Source organism: Sporosarcina sp. Marseille-Q4943 (assembly GCF_943736995.1).
Classification (GTDB): domain Bacteria; phylum Bacillota; class Bacilli; order Bacillales_A; family Planococcaceae; genus Sporosarcina.
This window is the reverse complement of record NZ_OX031157.1, coordinates 1,508,718-1,525,928: the sequence shown is the minus strand read 5'-3', so window position 1 is coordinate 1,525,928 and position 17,211 is coordinate 1,508,718. Positions and strand designations below refer to the sequence as shown.

Annotated in this window: 22 protein-coding genes and 1 pseudogene; 19 read left to right on the top strand and 4 right to left on the bottom strand. The window is 43.8% G+C overall.

What is annotated here, in order from left to right:
- Positions 1 to 8: 8 nt before the first annotated feature.
- Positions 9 to 728, bottom strand: a complete 720-nt coding sequence (locus NIT04_RS16650; protein WP_252504643.1) for an ABC transporter ATP-binding protein — start codon at positions 726 to 728, stop codon at positions 9 to 11.
- A gap of 185 nt (positions 729 to 913) precedes the next feature.
- Between NIT04_RS16650 and NIT04_RS16645 the strand changes: the two genes are divergently transcribed.
- The 15 genes and pseudogenes from NIT04_RS16645 (at position 914) to NIT04_RS16575 (ending at position 11,222) form a co-directional block, all read left to right on the top strand.
- Entirely contained in the window at positions 914 to 1,735 is an 822-nt protein-coding gene (locus NIT04_RS16645) for a VanW family protein (protein WP_252504642.1), read from the top strand.
- Positions 1,732 to 2,271, top strand: coding sequence for an AAA family ATPase (locus NIT04_RS16640; RefSeq protein ID WP_252504641.1), 540 nt, complete (start codon positions 1,732 to 1,734; stop codon positions 2,269 to 2,271). The genes NIT04_RS16645 and NIT04_RS16640 overlap by 4 nt, the downstream gene beginning before the upstream one ends.
- Positions 2,265 to 2,795: a GrpB family protein gene (locus NIT04_RS16635; protein WP_252504640.1), complete on the top strand. Its 531-nt coding sequence runs from the start codon at positions 2,265 to 2,267 to the stop codon at positions 2,793 to 2,795. Before NIT04_RS16640 ends, NIT04_RS16635 begins: the two co-directional genes overlap by 7 nt.
- A gap of 37 nt (positions 2,796 to 2,832) precedes the next feature.
- Entirely contained in the window at positions 2,833 to 3,507 is a 675-nt protein-coding gene (locus tag NIT04_RS16630; protein WP_252504639.1) for a YdeI/OmpD-associated family protein, read from the top strand.
- Complete coding sequence (locus tag NIT04_RS16625) at positions 3,504 to 4,334, top strand: DUF817 domain-containing protein (RefSeq protein ID WP_371922564.1); 831 nt, start codon at positions 3,504 to 3,506, stop codon at positions 4,332 to 4,334. The genes NIT04_RS16630 and NIT04_RS16625 overlap by 4 nt, the downstream gene beginning before the upstream one ends.
- A 90-nt stretch (positions 4,335 to 4,424) precedes the next feature.
- Positions 4,425 to 5,042, top strand: coding sequence for an NUDIX hydrolase (locus tag NIT04_RS16620; protein ID WP_252504637.1), 618 nt, complete (start codon positions 4,425 to 4,427; stop codon positions 5,040 to 5,042).
- Positions 5,043 to 5,158: 116 nt separating this feature from the next.
- Positions 5,159 to 6,253 (top strand): helix-turn-helix domain-containing protein, encoded by a 1,095-nt coding sequence (locus NIT04_RS16615; RefSeq protein WP_252504636.1) that lies wholly within the window; start codon positions 5,159 to 5,161, stop codon positions 6,251 to 6,253.
- A 130-nt stretch (positions 6,254 to 6,383) separates the two neighbouring features.
- Positions 6,384 to 6,508 (top strand): annotated as a pseudogene (locus NIT04_RS16610) (GNAT family N-acetyltransferase); the annotation flags it as partial.
- Positions 6,489 to 6,911, top strand: coding sequence for an NUDIX domain-containing protein (locus NIT04_RS16605; protein ID WP_252504635.1), 423 nt, complete (start codon positions 6,489 to 6,491; stop codon positions 6,909 to 6,911). The pseudogene NIT04_RS16610 and the gene NIT04_RS16605, both read left to right, overlap by 20 nt.
- Before the next feature lie 23 nt (positions 6,912 to 6,934).
- Entirely contained in the window at positions 6,935 to 7,651 is a 717-nt protein-coding gene (locus NIT04_RS16600) for a nucleotidyltransferase domain-containing protein (protein WP_252504634.1), read from the top strand.
- A 9-nt stretch (positions 7,652 to 7,660) separates the two neighbouring features.
- Positions 7,661 to 8,173: an NUDIX hydrolase gene (locus tag NIT04_RS16595; RefSeq protein WP_252504633.1), complete on the top strand. Its 513-nt coding sequence runs from the start codon at positions 7,661 to 7,663 to the stop codon at positions 8,171 to 8,173.
- Positions 8,174 to 8,316: 143 nt separating this feature from the next.
- Entirely contained in the window at positions 8,317 to 8,772 is a 456-nt protein-coding gene (locus NIT04_RS16590) for a GNAT family N-acetyltransferase (RefSeq protein WP_252504632.1), read from the top strand.
- 18 nt (positions 8,773 to 8,790) lie between these two features.
- A complete protein-coding gene (locus tag NIT04_RS16585; protein ID WP_252504631.1) occupies positions 8,791 to 9,756 on the top strand; it encodes a S66 peptidase family protein in 966 nt (321 codons plus the stop codon).
- Between the two features lie 91 nt (positions 9,757 to 9,847).
- On the top strand, positions 9,848 to 10,705 hold the full coding sequence (locus NIT04_RS16580) for a manganese catalase family protein (protein WP_252504630.1): 858 nt from the start codon (positions 9,848 to 9,850) through the stop codon (positions 10,703 to 10,705).
- 130 nt (positions 10,706 to 10,835) lie between these two features.
- Positions 10,836 to 11,222, top strand: a complete 387-nt coding sequence (locus NIT04_RS16575; RefSeq protein WP_252504629.1) for a hypothetical protein — start codon at positions 10,836 to 10,838, stop codon at positions 11,220 to 11,222.
- Between the two features lie 60 nt (positions 11,223 to 11,282).
- Here the strand turns inward: NIT04_RS16575 and NIT04_RS16570 are convergent, their stop codons facing one another.
- Complete coding sequence (locus NIT04_RS16570) at positions 11,283 to 12,176, bottom strand: hypothetical protein (RefSeq protein ID WP_252504628.1); 894 nt, start codon at positions 12,174 to 12,176, stop codon at positions 11,283 to 11,285.
- A gap of 198 nt (positions 12,177 to 12,374) precedes the next feature.
- Here NIT04_RS16570 and NIT04_RS16565 point away from each other — a divergent pair, with 198 nt between their 5' ends.
- On the top strand, positions 12,375 to 12,764 hold the full coding sequence (locus NIT04_RS16565) for a hypothetical protein (protein WP_252504627.1): 390 nt from the start codon (positions 12,375 to 12,377) through the stop codon (positions 12,762 to 12,764).
- A gap of 64 nt (positions 12,765 to 12,828) precedes the next feature.
- On the opposite strand, the gene dacB is transcribed toward NIT04_RS16565, so the two are convergent.
- Positions 12,829 to 14,367, bottom strand: a complete 1,539-nt coding sequence (dacB, locus tag NIT04_RS16560) for a D-alanyl-D-alanine carboxypeptidase/D-alanyl-D-alanine-endopeptidase (protein WP_371922563.1) — start codon at positions 14,365 to 14,367, stop codon at positions 12,829 to 12,831.
- A 315-nt stretch (positions 14,368 to 14,682) separates the two neighbouring features.
- Here dacB and NIT04_RS16555 point away from each other — a divergent pair, with 315 nt between their 5' ends.
- Positions 14,683 to 14,847 carry a hypothetical protein gene (locus NIT04_RS16555; protein ID WP_252504626.1) on the top strand — a complete coding sequence of 55 codons (165 nt, stop codon included), beginning with the start codon at positions 14,683 to 14,685 and terminating at the stop codon, positions 14,845 to 14,847.
- 58 nt (positions 14,848 to 14,905) lie between these two features.
- Here the strand turns inward: NIT04_RS16555 and NIT04_RS16550 are convergent, their stop codons facing one another.
- Positions 14,906 to 15,625, bottom strand: coding sequence for a YebC/PmpR family DNA-binding transcriptional regulator (locus tag NIT04_RS16550; RefSeq protein WP_252504625.1), 720 nt, complete (start codon positions 15,623 to 15,625; stop codon positions 14,906 to 14,908).
- Between the two features lie 180 nt (positions 15,626 to 15,805).
- On the opposite strand from NIT04_RS16550, the gene NIT04_RS16545 reads away from it, so the two are divergent.
- Positions 15,806 to 16,486 carry a phosphoribosylaminoimidazolesuccinocarboxamide synthase gene (locus NIT04_RS16545; protein ID WP_252504624.1) on the top strand — a complete coding sequence of 227 codons (681 nt, stop codon included), beginning with the start codon at positions 15,806 to 15,808 and terminating at the stop codon, positions 16,484 to 16,486.
- Between the two features lie 144 nt (positions 16,487 to 16,630).
- The gene (locus NIT04_RS16540) at positions 16,631 to 17,188 is read left to right on the top strand and encodes a superoxide dismutase family protein (RefSeq protein ID WP_371922562.1); all 558 of its coding nucleotides are present in this window, start codon (positions 16,631 to 16,633) and stop codon (positions 17,186 to 17,188) included.
- The last annotated feature ends 23 nt before the right edge of the window (positions 17,189 to 17,211 follow it).

Here is a 17,211-nt window from a genome sequence, read left to right as displayed (position 1 = left end):
ATTCCCCCTTATATCGTTACCTTTGAAAGATAAAATTCGTTGATTGATTTATAGCCAGTGGACAAGATTCCTTCTGTTGAATCAAATACTTCATTGACGCCGTCGTTCAGGAGCATCACTTTGTCGCAATACAATTCGACTTCGTCCATGTTGTGCGTCGTCAAAATGACCGTGCCGCCTGTACGTTTGTTGTAGTCGGTAATATACGTCCAAAGCGTATTGCGCATATGAGGGTCAAGACCGGTCGTCGGCTCATCCAAAATGAGCAATTTCGGTTCGGATAAAAAAGCGATCGCTAAACTGACAATCTGCTTCCAGCCGCCCGATAGTTTATCGAAGTACTTTTTCCGATGCGGCTCCAATTTGAAATCTGAGATAATTTGTTCGATATCGACGGACGAGCTGTAATACGCTTTGAACAGCTTCAGCAACTCGATCACTTTTAGCGTTTTGTAAAACTGCGTCGGCTGCAGAACTGCTGAAATGTTCTTTCGTATATGTTCGAGCTGGCTGGTGGATAAAGCATGCAGTTCCGTATTTAATACGGCGACATTTCCACTGTCATACGGTTTCAGCGTCATCAATATTTCTAAAAACGTTGATTTGCCGGCCCCGTTTTTGCCGATGACTCCGATGACTTCTCCAGCATTTGCTGTAAAATCAATTCCCCGTAAAACTTTGTTCTCCCCATACGCCTTTTGCAAATTGCTGACGCGCACAATTTCCATTCGCAATCCCTCCGTCGCTGTTCTATGTACACTTACTATATACAGATAATCCGAATCGGTATGCAGGTTTTCGGTGACCGGTCGTTTTTTTACGGTCAGTTGCAAAAAAGAGCGAGTCAGTTGCATCCGGTAAAAAGGAGATTTCAGAATCATTGTTGAAGTTAGTAAAGAAGAGAGGTGTAACTATGGTTTCATTACAACCGATAAAACGAAGCAAGCTCAGGATATTCGCAGGAAAGAAAGCATATAGAATGAAGCGCTATGGTGAATGGCTGTTTGACGGAAAAAAATACGCGCGCAAAAAACTGGATGAAAAGCATCCCTACATGATCAAAAAGCATCGGACCCCTTTGTTGAGGCAATTGAAGGGTGTCGATATGCAGCTGCAGAGGAATAAAATCATCAATTTACAAATCGCCGCAAAACGTTTGCATAAAGTCGTCATCGAGCCAGGGGAGACATTTTCATACTGGCGCCTGATCGGCAATACGACGAAGCGGAAAGGGTATGTGGACGGCATGATCTTGCATTATGGAAAAGTGACTGTCGGCACAGGCGGTGGGCTTTGCCAGCTGTCGAACCTCATCTATTGGATTACGTTGCATACGCCGCTGACCGTGACAGAGCGCTATCGCCACAGTTACGACGTTTTTCCGGATGCGAACCGAAGTCAGCCGTTCGGCAGCGGGGCGACGTGTGCTTACAACTATTTGGATTTGCAAATAAAGAACGAAACGCAAACCCCATTTCAACTGATCGTCTATTTGACGGATACTCACCTCAACGGGGAATGGCGTTCGATTGCACCAGCTACCCGAACATACGAGATTTACGAGAAAGAGCATCATTTCACAAGGGAATTATGGGGCGGCTATGTCCGTCATAATTCAATTTTTCGGAAAGTTTACGACGTAGATGGGAACCAGATCGACGACGAATTCGTCACAGAGAATCATGCGATAACAATGTATGAGCCGTTTCTTACATATGAGGGGGATGGGAAATGATCATTATGATTAACGGAGCATTCGGTGCCGGAAAGACATCCGTTGCGAATGAACTCTTGCGCAGATTGGATGGGGCGATGCTGTTTGATCCGGAAGAAGTTGGATTCATGCTCAGGCATATCATTCCAGACGAAATGAAATTGGAAGGCGAGAAAACGGGGGATTTTCAAGACTTGGAAATGTGGAAGCCGATGACGGTCGAAGTGGCAAGACAGCTTCGAGAAACTTACGGCAAGGATTTGATCGTGCCAATGACGATTTACAATGAGGATTACTTCAATGCAATTCATAACGGATTTTTAAAGATCGATTCAGAGACGCACCATTTCTGTTTGACCGCAAAGAAGGAAACGATCCATCAGCGGCTGCTCGAACGAGGTGAAGAGGAAGGCAATTGGTGCTTCGCGCAAACGGATAAATGCCTCGCAGGCTTTGAAAACGCCTGCTTTAAACAATTCATCCCGACTGACGATGTGGGAATTGAAGAGATTGCGGATTTCATTTGCAAGGAGATAGGGGTGAAGTCAACATGTTAGGCCTGAACAAAGATGTCGTTGCATTAACACCATATCGTCAAGAATGGAAAGAGCTTTTCTTGCAGGAGAAGGTGTTATTGGAATCACTCATTGGCGAATATATTGTTGACATTGAGCATATTGGAAGCACAGCGATCGAAGGAATAGCGGCTAAGCCGATGCTCGATATCCTGATCGGGCTTCGCTCGTTGGATGATGTGAAGAAATTTGATAAGCACTGTTTGAAGAAGGCGGATATTTACCATTTGGGTCGAGTGGAAATTGACGGGAAGGAGGTCTTTGCCAAGTTCTCCGATTTGGAGGAATTGACGAAGACTCACGTCTATCACGTCGTTGAATATGGTGGTGACTGGTGGAAGCAACATACATTCTTCAGGGATTATCTAAATAAACATCCTGATATCGCGCAAAAATACGCAGCGTTAAAAAAGAAACTAGCATTGAAATATCCAGATAATGAACGGAAATATACAGACGCAAAGAAGGCATTTGTAGATGATGTGCTGAGAAATGCTGAGGATTGAATAAACAAGCAGTAATTTAAGTAGGGAGAGAAATGAATTGAACTCTGAAAAAACGATTATCGAGAAATTAGGTTTGCACAAATATGAAAGAATTGCAGTGCTGAATAAACCGGATGACATTGATGAGTTTAAAGGTCTGAGCTACGATGTCAAACTGAAGAAGGAAAGCTATCAGTGCGTATTCATCTTTATCTTCACATTGGATCAATTTGCAGAACAAGCCAAACTCTTGATTGAAAAGCGCATCATTGAGAATAATGGATACGCCTTTTTCGCTTACCCGAAGAAGGGGAATAAGCAACATGAACAATATATTGAGAGAGATTTGTTTTATGAGAACCTAGCGATTGACGAAGATGGATATTTGAGCGGCAGTGATTTGAAGTTCTCGCGCATGGTCAGTTTGAATGAAGTGTTTACTGTCGTCGGGTTGAAAGCGGTCAAGAAAAAGGCTGCGACAAAAGGTGCGACCCCAGCTAGTCAATGTGTCGATGATTATATCGTTCACATTGATGATATTAAAACCCATCTGTCATCCAACGAAGCAATCTTGGGGATATACAATGCACTGACATTCGGCTATCAGAAGGATTGGGCGCGTTATGTGTATAGCGCCAAGAGGCAAGAGACGCAGGAGAAGAGACTTGCTGAAATGGAAATGATTTTGGCAGAAGGCTATAAGTCGAAAGATCTTTATCGGCAGAAGAAATGAAAATAGTCAAAGGAAGCGAACATAAGACACTCATTCCGCAAAAGCCTATTGGAGCTCGCGCCATACAAGCAGCAGAACAACTCATCCGCTTTGGCTGGGAGCAAGCCCTCTCCTGTTTGTTCCCTGTCGTCATTTTCGCCTCTTTGGCACTGACAAAGCTCATACCGCTTCCTTTGCTGCCGCGGTATGATTGGCTCCTTGTCATCTGCCTGCTCATGCAGTGGTGGATGGTGCGCTCAGGACTTGAAACGCGGGACGAGCTTAAGGTGATTACATTATTCCACCTTGTCGGACTAACTCTTGAAATCTTTAAGGTGAATATGGGTTCATGGTCTTATCCAGAGGAAGGGTATTTCAAAATTTTGGGTGTGCCTTTGTATAGCGGTTTCATGTACGCAAGCGTCGCGAGTTATTTATGCCAAGCGTGGAGGAGGCTCGATGTCGACCTTATTAAATGGCCGCCGTTTTGGATGGTAGTTCCTCTTGCTTCTGCGATCTATTTGAACTTCTTCACCCACCATTTTTGGATTGACGTTCGTTGGTGGCTATCTGCACTTGTCATCATCGTCTTTTGGAAATCGTGGGTTAGTTATAAGGTGAATGGAATTCCGTATCGTATGCCGATTGCGCTTTCATTTGTCCTCATCGGATTTTTCATATGGGTAGCGGAAAATATCGCAACGTTCTTTGGCGCGTGGCAATATCCAAACCAAGCAGACGCATGGAGCCTCGTCCACCTTGGAAAAGTCAGCTCATGGCTTTTATTAGTCATTGTCAGCTTTCTTATCGTAGCAACGTTGAAGCTAGTTAAGAGAAGAATTCCGTAAGCGCAGTGAACCTTAACAAACACATTACATCGAAAAATTACGAATCAAATAGTAAGGTGGATTTTCAAGTAACCTTAAGGCGGGTGTCATATGAGTACTATATGGTTGGATTGGGCAAGAAGAATTCAGGCCTTGTCTCAGTCAGGATTAGCCTTTTCGAAAGATATCTATGATATCGAACGCTATGAAGAATTACGTACTATTAGTGCAGAGATTATGGCAGAGTATACTAATCTTGAAATAAATAAAATTAAGGACTTATTTACAAATGAAACAGGCTACCAGACTCCAAAAGTGGACGTTCGAGGTGTCGTTTTTAAAAATGATCAAATATTAATGGTGAAAGAAAATATCGATGATAAATGGGCTTTACCGGGTGGATTTTGTGACATTGAATTGTCCCCTTCGGAAAATATAGTTAAGGAGATTAAAGAGGAATCTGGATATGATGTGATTCCGGTAAAGTTAATCGCCTTGCTGGATAAAAACAAGCACCCTCATCCTCCGGAACCGTATCATTACTATAAAATTTTTATTTTGTGTGAAATTATTGGAGGGGAGCCTGCTGCAGGACCCGAAACGAATCAAGTTGAGTTTTTTGCGGAACATAATTTACCGCCACTTTCTACGAAAAGGAATACCGAGTCTCAAATTAAAACAATGTTCGAATTTTTAAGGGACCCTGAAAAGGAAACGATAGTTGATTGATTTCATTCCACCACCAGTAGAATCACGTTCAACCAATAGTTGATAGGCGGCTTGAAAGCATTGTGCTACGCTGAAGGTAACAGTGCGCGCTGAAACTTATTGGGGAGGTAGTTTAGGTGTTGGATACACGAAAAATCGGGAGTTATATTTCCAAGCTTCGAAAAGAGCGGGATTGGACGCAGGTGGAGATGGCGGATCGGTTGAATGTGAGTCATCAGGCAGTTTCGAAATGGGAGCGGGGGGAATCGTTGCCTGACATAGGGACATTGATGAACATCGGACAGGCTTTTGGTGTGTCGGTGGATGAATTGATGAATGGGGGTGCCAAGCGGGAAGGTTCGGCATATGTCCATAATCTTGGTCGGATCATGAAGGGAATTTCTGAGGATCGACGCGAGGAGGTCGCGGAAATGATCAATACGGGCGAAGCGGATATGGATGAATTGATCGAAGTCGCCCCTTTATTGAGAGCAAGTGAATTGGCTGCAGTTACGGAGCGGGTCGATAAAAACTTATTCAATGAGGATATGATTGTGAGGCTCGCGCCATTTGTGGAAACGGAGTTATTGGATGAACTCGTGCTCCAGGCGATGAAGGACAGTGTTGAATTGGAACTGATCGGAAAACTGGCTCCGTTTGTTAGCAGTGAAGCGTTGGGGAAATTGCTGGACAAGGCTGTTACAGAAGGAGTGGAATTTGATGCCGTCGTTCGGCTGGCACCTTTTGTAGAAAAAGAGTCATTGGATAGGCTCGCTCTCCAGGCGATGGAGGATGGCATTGAATTGCAGCATATTGGAAAACTGGCTCCCTTTGTTAGCAGGGAAGCGTTGTGGAACTTACTCGATCAGGCTGTTACAGATAATGTAGATTACGATGCTGTTATCAAGCTTGCACCGTTTATCGGAAGAAACCATGTAGATAAATTGATAGATCGGGCAGTTAGCGAGGACCTGGAATGGGGTTTTGTCGTCAAATTGGCTCCGTTTTGCAGTCGAGCGATGTTGAATCAATTGGCGGAACGGGGGAAAGATTGCGAATTGGATTCAAGTCGCTTAGTTTCCCTTGCACCTTTCATTGACAGGGAGGTCCTTAGTAGAATTGTGGATCGGATGGACATGAGCAAGTTTGCTCCGGAGACTGTAGCAGAATTAGCGCCGTTTGTGGATAAAGGGACGTTAAGCAAATGGATTCAAGGTCTGTTGGTAAACTGATGGAAGAAAGCAGTACCAAATATTTTTGGTGCTGCTTTTTAATATTTTGGAGGATTTGCTTTTCGTTTTGTTGAATAGAATATTGAGCGAAAGCTTCTTCATGATGCGTCATAGTTGGCAACGGGGGATGAGGAATGTTAGGGCAATCCGATGCATGAGAAATGTGGGTTTGAAAAGGTGAAGCTCTTGCCGAAGCATGAATGGCATGAAGGGGAGTACCGGGATTGCTGGTTAATTGAATATAGTAGGAAGTGAGTGCACTCTGAGAAATCGAGGTTCTGCCGTACTTATTGAAAAGGACAAGGTCGCAGTCATTAAGAGAAATCGTGATGATGAGGAGTATTACGTTTTTCCGGGCGGTGGAATTGAAGACGGTGAAAGTCCTGAACAAGCAACAATCCGGGAAGCACTCGAGGAGTTGGGTGTTCATATTGAGGTAATAGACTATCTTGGCACTGTTGAATTCAATGGAAAACAACACTATTTCTTGGCGAAGATTGTCGGCGGGATATTCGGAACAGGTAAAGGCGAGGAATATGAAGAGAGCCGTAAACGTGGACAATATGAGCCGATGTGGATACCAATTTCCAAGCTTTCCTTGCTGGATGTCCGCCCGATGGAAATTGTGAAAAGTATATATGAAAGAATGGAAATCTGAAAAGTGGTTGGAGGAACCCGGGAATGAAAAGGATGAAAAGAATGAAACCATTATTTGCAGCCAAACGATTTGTTGATGAATACTACCCTCATTGCCAAGCTGCAGTCTTGGCGGGAAGTGTCGTCAGAGGAGAAGATACACCAACATCAGATTTGGATATCGTCATTTTTGATAATCAAATCGAAGAAGCCTATCGTGAGTCCCGTATCGAATACGGCTGGCCGATTGAAGTGTTTGTACATTCTTTAACCTCCTATAAAACCTATTTTCGAAGTGATGCGGAACGAGCACGTCCTAGCTTGCCGCGAATGGTGGCGGAAGGAATTGTATTAGAGGATTCTGGCATTTTATCAAACATCAAAAACGAAGCTGCGGAACTGTTGCATGAAGGGCCTGCCCTTTGGTCGGAACAGATTGTGACAATCAAGCGATATATGTTGACAGATGCGCTCGGGGATCTGATAGGCACGCAAAACGAGGCGGAAGCGCTCTTCATTGCCAATACACTCGCTGAAGCGATTCATGAATTTGTACTTCGAACGAACGGGCAGTGGATCGGCGCATCCAAATGGATTGTTCGAGCACTAAAAGAATACGACGAGGATTTTGCCGATCGATTTGTGACAGCATTTGATGCATTTTACAAGACGGGTAATCGGGAAGGGATTATTAGGTTAACCGATGATGTGTTAGCGCCGTTTGGCGGAAGGCTATTTGAAGGGTATTCTATTGGAAAGTGAGGGGGAGCAATGCCGGTTATGTATGTTGATTGGGGACCGCGGGGAGGTACTAATTTAAAGCTCACGTGGATGCAAAATTTTATGCCGGACCGAGAGTTAATCACTAGCGTCCATGCTTTTTGTTTTCATGAAGGACAGCTGCTAATGGTTAACTTGAACGACCGTGGTTGGGATTTTCCGGGAGGTCATATTGAAGCCGGCGAATCGCCGGTAGCGTGTGTCTGTCGCGAAGTGATGGAAGAGGCCTATGTAGCGGGTGATTCCACACTTCTCGGTGCAATCGAAGTAAATCATGAAGAAAATCCAATATGGAATCCATCCAGCCCCTATCCGAAAGTGGGCTATCAAGTATTTTATGGAATGGATATTACAGAATTTCTCCCATTTGATGCGGGTTTTGAATCATCGGAACGAAAGCTGATTCGGCCGGAAGAGGTCGGCATCTATTATAAGGGTTGGCACGATTTGTATCAGGTGATTATGGATGCGGCGATGCAAATTCAAGGATTATCTATTGAATAACGTTAATTATCTATTGGATATTCGAAAATATCTATTGAATACCAGAAGTTATCTATTGAATAAAGAAAGATATCTATTGAATATCGAAAGTTATCACCATATCGGGACCTTCGCTCTAGGATAAATAAAGGCGGGTGACTTGAATGAAGATAAGAAAATTGCAGCGTGATGAAATGCCGCCATATGATTTGCTCTTACTAGCCGATCCATCTCGAGAGCTCGTAGAAACCTACATAACAGAAGGCGAATGTTATGTCGCGGAAGATAACGATGACATAATTGGAGTCTTTGTAATCGTTCCGTTAACCAAAGAGACGGTGGAGATTAAAAACATCGCGGTTAGCGAAGACAGGCAAGGGCAGGGGATTGGCAAGAAATTGCTGCAAGAAGCAATTGGCGTTTCGAAAAGCAATGGCTATGACAATATTGAAATCGGAACGGGGAATTCGAGCATTGGTCAGCTTGCGCTCTATCAGAAATGTGGATTTCGCATTGCGGGCGTGATCAAAGACTTCTTTATTCAGCATTACGATGAAATCATCATGGAAAACGGTATTCTATGCAAGGACATGATACGGCTTAGATTGGAAATTCAGTAAACAATAGGAGTGCTTACGATGATAATACCAGAGAAATTGAAGCGGGGAGATGAGATACGGATCATTGCACCAAGTCGCAGTGCAAGCATTCTATCCGTGGAAGGCGTTCAGATTGCAAAGGAAAAGTTGGAGAACTTAGGTTTCGTCGTCTCTTTCGGCAAACATGTTTTTGACAAAGACCTTCAACACTCCACTTCCATTCAGCAAAGAGTGGAGGATCTGCATGAGGCATTCCGAGACGAAAATGTAAAAGGAATTTTGACGGTCATTGGTGGTTTCAATTCAAATGAACTTCTGCCTTACATCAATTACGAGATAATAAAAGAAAATCCAAAAATCTTCTGCGGATACAGTGATATTACCGCAATCGGAACAGCGATATCGACGCAAAGTGGTTTGGTCACTTACTCAGGACCTCATTTCTCCAGCTTTCAAATGAAAAAAGCACAGGAATACCAAACACATTTCTTTACTCAATGTCTAATGCAAGGTGCACCGTTTGAACTGAAGCCATCTGAACAATGGAGCGACGATGCTTGGTATTTGGATCAAGAAAACCGGATTTTTGAGAAGACCGAGTGGAAAACGTATAATGGCGGAATCGCAAGCGGCGAGTTATGGGGTGGGAATTTATGCACGCTGAATTTGCTGCAGGGCACCAAGTATATGCCGAGCATTGAAAATGCAATCTTGTTTGTCGAGGATGATGATATGACAATTCCCGAAACATTCGCGAGGGATTTAACTTCCTTATTGCAGAATACTGACTCAATCAAAGCTCTCATAATCGGCAGATTTCAACGAGCGTCAAAAATAACAGAGGAGCAATTGCTGTTCATTCTCGATAAGCATCCAATGTTAAAGGAGATTCCTGTTTTATATAACGTGGATTTCGGCCACACACAGCCGATGTTTACATTTCCTATTGGCGGAGAGATACAGGTGGATGCTTCGAAGTGTTTATTGAAACTAGTCAGGTTCTAAATTGATGACCTACCGCTCTTTCTCCTGTATATGAATAACCTTACTTATGAAGGGCAGTCTAATCCTTAAAAGTTGAAAGGATTGGATGTATTTGTATTACTACAAGGAAGAGCTTATTAATATCATTACTCCTGATAAACCAGACCCCGAAGCCGCAAAAGTTTTACAAGAAATATTAGGCGGTCATTTTGGTGAAATGAGAACGATGATGCAGTATTTTTTCCAAAGTTCAAATTTTAGAGGGAAAGAGACGCAATATCGAGATTTGCTCCGCGGTGTTTTCTTGGAAGAAATCGCGCACGTCGAATTAGTTCAAAATACAATAAACCAGCTATTAAATGACTCGGGACATTCTGCAGCTCCAGGAAACTCCGGCGTCGATCATGCTCCACTTAACGATGCCACTAGACATGCAAATCCACATCACTATATTATTGGCGCTCAGTCGTCTCTTCCTGTTGACGCTGCAGGTAATCCTTGGAATGGATCTTGGGTGTATGCTCACGGTAACCTGATCGCTGATTTACTCGACAATTTGGTACTTGAATCAACGGGAGTTCTCCAAAAAACTCGCATTTACGAAATGAGTTCGAATAAAACATTCCGTGAAACGCTAGCTTTTCTTATTGTTCGTGATAACGCACATCAAAATGCTTTTGCGAAAGCTTTGGAGACGTTAGGCGTTGATTGGGGTAAGATCCTCCCAATTCCTAACTATGATATAAACAAGTATCCTGAATGCAGAAAATATGTAGAGATGGGTTTCCATAATGCGCAATTTAACTTTAGATTGGACCCTACACGCATAGCAGAGATTTTTCAAGGTGAGTCTCCAAGTAGAAATGAAGGCACTCTTAATGTAACTGATCCTCCTAAAGGTTTTCCAGTACCGATGATGCCTGATATGCCTAACGAACATAGTCCTGGAATCCAAGATTTGAACCGCTAATTTTCAGCCCCTATGCACACGACTAGGGGCTTTTTGTATTTTATTGTCACAAATTCGTCGGGTGACAAACAGCAACTTTCTAATTACGCTAAAAGTAACACATTGGATTTTCCGTGAGGGGGTTGCTGTGGTGAGGCGATTGTTGATTCCGATGCTCCTATTTGCCACTGTAATGATGGCAGGTTGTGTGTACGAATATACCGAAGAGGACGGCTATCGGATGGCGGTGATCAATGAAGGTTTTCCGGTTCCGAAAAATGCCTATGAACTGAAACCAGAGGATTGCACGTCAGAAATTGCGAAGTCGGCGAAGTACAGATTGAAAGGCATTGGGGATGAAGAAGGAACTCCACCTGCAGATTATTTGGAGGAAATCCAAAGTTGGGGATGGACAGAGCTTGAAGACAAACGGGTCGGCCATGTTCATTACTTTGAGAAAAAGGGCAAAACCATGTCGCTCATCATTCAGGAAAATGTATTTGATGTGTTTGAGATGAGTGATGACGTGGAGTTGTGAATGTACTGTACTCCAAGTTGATAGTAGTCAACTTGGAGCGCAGCTTTTTATCGGTATTTATTAAGAAATTACTTCAAACGCCTTCAGCACTCTCAGATTATCAAGCGTCAGCACGCCGCTCCATTCCTTCTTTGCGGTTTCCCAAAAATCTTCATATCTTCCCCAGGCCCATGTCGGTTTCCAGCTGCCATCATTCGCTTGGTTAGAAGCGAGGTGCTGGATGTTAGCAGGGATGCTTCCCTTAAAGTCTTCGTATAGAAAAGACGTTGGGGAAGATGCGACTTGAAGGGGAAGTAGGCAATAGCCATGCCATTTATCCGGATCAGTCGTCACGCAGTGGTGGGCAATCTCGCGCACTCTAGCAGAAATCTTCTCTGCTTCTTCCTTAGGCAATTCTCTCATTAATTTCACCAAGCACTGCAATTCATGAAAGTCGTTCGTCGCCTCTTCGTTAATATACGCAACCGCGTGGGCTGTCAGCTTTTCTAGAAATTCCTCGGGAACAAGACCTTTGTAATGATGGAGCAATCCAGTCATCTCGCCGCTTGGATTTCCCCATGGCCAATCGCCGCCATAATTCCACCAGATGGCCCGCGGTGCAGTCTCCACTTCCTTTGGGACGATTTCCCATCCCATCTTCTCTTCGGCAAAAGTATCAAGTACATATTGAATCGCGCGTTGCACCATCGGCTCCGATTCGTCTGCTCCAATGCGGATCAAATGCTGCAGCCCAATTGTCGTCGCTAATGCTGAAGAGGCTTCACATCGGAAATCAGGCTCTAATCCATTTCCGAAACCACCGTCTTCATTTTGAAAAACATTAAGCTCCTCTAACACCTGCTCTCGGCTGCCATCTTCAAATTCAAATTCGAATAGCGCTTTTTCCAACGGGCGTGCTTTTGATTTGAGAAAATCTGTAGCTTGAAGATATTGTTCAGTCGATAATTTCTCCACATGAACCCCCACTTTCGAGAATGATTGATAATGGATGTATTCGCTATTCGTTTTGATGAATCCTCTAAATTAATTATTTACTTAGAGGTAATTACAAAGACTCTTTGAATATGATGATAATAGTGCTGAGCATAAAAAATTTCAGTCTGGGAAAAAGGCAGTCGAATCATCTTTTGAAAAAATGTTAGGAGGCAATGTATGGGGGCGGATAGTGTTTACATATTATCAATTATTGTTGCAATCTTGTTTGTAGCCATAGCAGTTTTTCAAGTGCTGCTTTCATTAGGTTTTTCGATAGGCGAGTTCGCAATGGGTGGATCTTATAAGGTTCTGCCAAAGAAACTGCGTATTGTAAGTGCAGTAAATGCTTTGATTCTCTTATTCATGGGTTTTGTTTTTTTACAACATACTAATGTCTTGCAAGGTTTTAATTTTTTATCTACAAACATATTCATATGGGTGATTACAATTTTCCTCGGCTTAAATACAATAGCAAATCTACTATCACGAAGTAGGAAAGAAAGGCTAGTTATGACACCATTATCGGGTATTGCATTTCTATTATGTTTATTTATTTCTTTATCATAGAATAGGTATTGTCCATAAGAAATAGGCATTCCCTGAAATATGGGGAATGCCTATTTGTGATGCTTTAGTTGCTTTCGTATTCCGCAAGTGCTTTCGCAATCGCATCTTCAATCGGTGCAACAGGTCCGGTTACATAATTGTTGATCATAATGGAGAAGATCAGTTCCGTACCGTCTTTCGCGGTGATGTAACCGGAAAGGGTGGAGACGCCTGTGATGGAGCCGGTTTTTGCTTTCACGTTGCCTGCCGTCAATCCATCACCCATACGGTTCCGAAGCGTGCCGCCGACCATCCGTTCAGGGATTCCTGCAATCGGTAAGGAAGCTTCAAATGCAGGGAACCAGCTTTTTCCTTGAATTCCATACAACAGTTTCGATAATTCATCTGCAGAAACGAGGTTCTTATGCGACATTCCTGAGCCGTCGCGAAGAACGATCGTGTCCGTGTTGACGCCGAATTGCTTCAGCTTCTCCTTCATAACAGACAGTCCAGCATTCCAACTGCCTTCGCCACGCTGCACTTTCCCCATTTCCTTCACCAAAGTTTCAGCGTGTCCGTTATTGCTCAACTTCATGAATGGAATGAAAAGCTCTTTTAGCGGCATCGATTTTTTTGAAGTGAGAACAGTTGCCCCGCTTGGCGTAATACCAGTCTTCATTCCGCCGTTCCCAACAAGTTGGATGCTTTGTTCTTCGAGTGATTTCTTAAAGACGTCAAGGGTTAGCCCTGTTGGCTCCCAAACAGCTGACCATGATTGGGATCTCGTGCCTTCTACAGGGATTTTGCCTTCGATGATAATCCTGTTCGATCCATGTTCACGGGCGATGGAGATGCTTTTCGCTTCGCCTTTCGCCACTGTCGTTGCACGGTTGACAATCTCTACATAGCTCGTCTCCGGAGTGAGTGTCACTTTCGGTAGATCCCCGGCTTTATTGCCAGCATTCACTTCGACGATGACAGTTCCCGCATCATAGTCTTCGTTCGGGGAAAGCGTCAGTGCAGAAACTTGTGCTCCGACATAATTATGCTCATCCGACCAGTTCAAATCCTGCGAATAGCGGTCATCATCATACCAACTGTCGTCGGCAATCAGGTTACCGTTGACTTTGTCGATCCCTTTCGCCTTCAAGTCCTTAGCGAACTGGTCTAAATCCTTTTTCATCAATGTCGGGTCGCCTTTACCTTTCAGATATAGATTCCCGTTAAGCATTTTCCCTTTCACTTGCCCGTCTGTCAGCACTTCTGTAGAGAACCGATAGTCAGGCCCCAATATGTCCATTGCTGTTGATCCCGTTAGCAATTTCATATTGGAAGCAGGGCGTAAACGGATGTCACCGTAGTGGGAAAAGATTGCTTCACCCGTATTGGCTTTCCGTATGCTCACCCCGGTAATCCCTCCTTGGAGCTTCGGGTCTTTCAAGATTGCTTGTATTTTTTGCTCTAAAGTTGTCGAATCAATGGATGCTACGGGAGTTGTATCCCCGGATGCGGCGACAGATGAATACGTTCCTTCATGTGTTACCGGAAATAAGGCAATCAAAGCAATTACCATTACTAAGAAAGCCCTTTTGAGAAGACATTGCTGTTTCATTAAAATGCTCACATCCTTTCATCCTTTGTAATTGATTGTACTTCAACTTATTTGAAGTGGGTAGATAAAAATACAGAATATTAAAAATTGAAGAGTTTTACCTAAGTTGGTAAGTAGTCGTTATTCATTATATGTATGGAGATACATAACCCATACATAAAGAATAGAAAACAAGTTGCGGAAAATAGTGGTTCAGGTAGAATTATGTATATTCATACGATAAGGAAGTGTCGACAAGATGCAGTACACGCTGTCATCATTGGGCGATCAAGCCGTGGTCATTGAAGTTGGCAATGAAATATGTGCAGCATCCGAGGGGAAAGCTGTGTGATTTTGGAGTTACTGTTATATATTTTGTTACTCGCTTTTATTGCCCTAATTGCAAGTTCTTTACTGAGCAATCAAAAGAAATATATCCAAAGCAATAGGAGAATGGAAAAGAAATTAGAGAAGAAAATAGAACTTCTCGGAGAAGAACAAAACAATAAGTAAGATACAAATAGAACCACCGAGTAACCGTGAAAACCGATTACTTGGTGGTTCTGTTCGCTTATTCGCCTAAATCAACATTATGATAAACTTGCTGAACGTCTTCCAAATCGTCCAATGCGTCGATCATTTTCTCGAATTGTGCTTGCGCGTCGGCGTCTAAAGTAAGATCATTCTGTGCTAGCATCGTTAATTCAGCAACTGTGAATTCTGTGATGCCGGCGTTCTTCAATGCTTCTTGCACGGCGTGGAATTGATCAGGTTCTGCATAGACGATGACCGTGTCTTCTTCATCTAAAATATCGCGGACTTCGACGTCTGCTTCCATGAGAAGTTCGAGCACTTCATCCGCCGTTTTACCTTCTAAACCGAAAACGGCAGTCGCATCGAACATGTACGCAACGGAGCCGCTGACGCCCATGTTACCGCCGTTTTTCCCGAATGCTGCACGTACTTCGGAAGCGGTACGGTTGACGTTGTTCGTAAGCGCGTCGACAATGACCATCGATCCGTTCGGGCCGAAGCCTTCGTAGCGAAGCTCGTCATAGTTTTCTTCAGCGCCGCCTTTTGCTTTCTCGATTGCACGGTCAATGATCGCTTTTGGTACATTGTATGTTTTCGCGCGCTCGATAACCATTTTGAGATTTTGGTTCAACTCGGGATCAGGTTCACCCTGTTTTGCTGCTACATATAATTCACGCCCGAACTTTGCGTAAATACGGCTCGTATTCGCATCCTTCGAAGCTTTTTTCTCTTTAATATTATTCCATTTCCGACCCATCTTCATTCACTCGCTTTCGCTCTGTGCATAGATTTCATCGAGCTATTATACACCCGTAGCATGAATGCTGACAAGAGAAAAATCCTGAAATTGGAATGTGGAGATTTCTCTTTTTATACCGATGAAAGTGCCTTATACTAATGGTGGCACTACATTTTCGAATAGAGAGGAAACGTGGGCATGGAACTTGTATATAAGGGCAAGACGAAAGACGTTTATAAATTGGAAGATGGAAATGTGTTACTGAAATTCAAAGATGACGTGACCGGTGAGGATGGCGTGTTTGATCCGGGCGCGAATACAGTAGGATTGACGATTGAAGGTGCGGGGCAATCGGGCTTGCGTATGACGAAGTTCTTTTTTGAGAAATTGGCCGATAAAGGGATTCCGACGCATTATGTCGATGCGGATATCGATGCAGCGACAATGACCGTGAAGCCGGCTACCGTTTTCGGGAAAGGGCTTGAAGTCATTTGCCGTTACCGTGCTGTCGGCAGTTTCTTGCGCAGGTACGGAGCGTATTGCGAAGAGGGACAACCGTTGGACGCATTCGTCGAAGTGACGATCAAAGATGACGACCGCAATGACCCGCCGATTACGAGAGACGCGCTTGCACAGCTCAATATTTTGACGAACGAGGAATATGACGTCCTTGAACCGATGACGAAGGAGATTTCCGCCGTTGTGAAGGAAGAGCTTGCGGAGAAGGGACTTGAGCTATACGACATCAAGCTTGAGTTCGGTCGTGACGAAGAAGGGAATGTCATGCTGATCGATGAAATTTCCGGCGGCAACATGCGAGTTTACAAAGATGGGGTTTATATAGCTCCACTTGATCTTGAGAAATTAATGCTAGCGTAATTGAAGAACCGCTGTTCATTCCCAATAGGAATGATCAGCGGTTTTTATGTTTCCTTCTCAACAAAATGCCGGGAAAACTTACCACTAATAAATCCCCTTTATTTGGACACACTTGGCAAGAGAAAATGTTGAGGAGGAATCATAGTGAAGCAAAAACTAATAGTCGTATTACTAATTAGCGTCATTCTCGTCATGGCAGGATGTGGGAAATCGAATAAAAAAGTTCCTGTCAGCGGGGAAAAGATGGAGGCGATTGTCTCTCCTTTAGTGAACACGGAAGGAAAGAAAATCGGTGAAGTGACATTGGTTCAGGAGCCGGAAGGTGTGCTCATCAATGTGCAGGCTGAGAATTTGCCGCCTGGGTCGCATGGAATTCATTTCCATGAAACCGGTGTATGTACACCACCGGATTTTACTTCCTCCGGTGCGCATTTCAATCCGACAGGCAAGGAACATGGCTTTGACAATCCGAAAGGCTTCCATCTAGGCGATTTGCCGAATATTGAAGTTAACGTAGACGGGAAAGTGTCCATGAAGCTGACGACTTCCGAAATCACGTTAAAAAAAGGCCAGGAAACTTCCATACTCGATAAGGACGGAAGTGCAATCGTCATCCACGAAAAGGCGGATGACTACAAGACCGACCCAGCAGGGAATTCCGGTGCACGGATTGCCTGCGCCGCGTTTACAGCAAAGAAATAAGAAAACCGGTCCATGCAACGAAA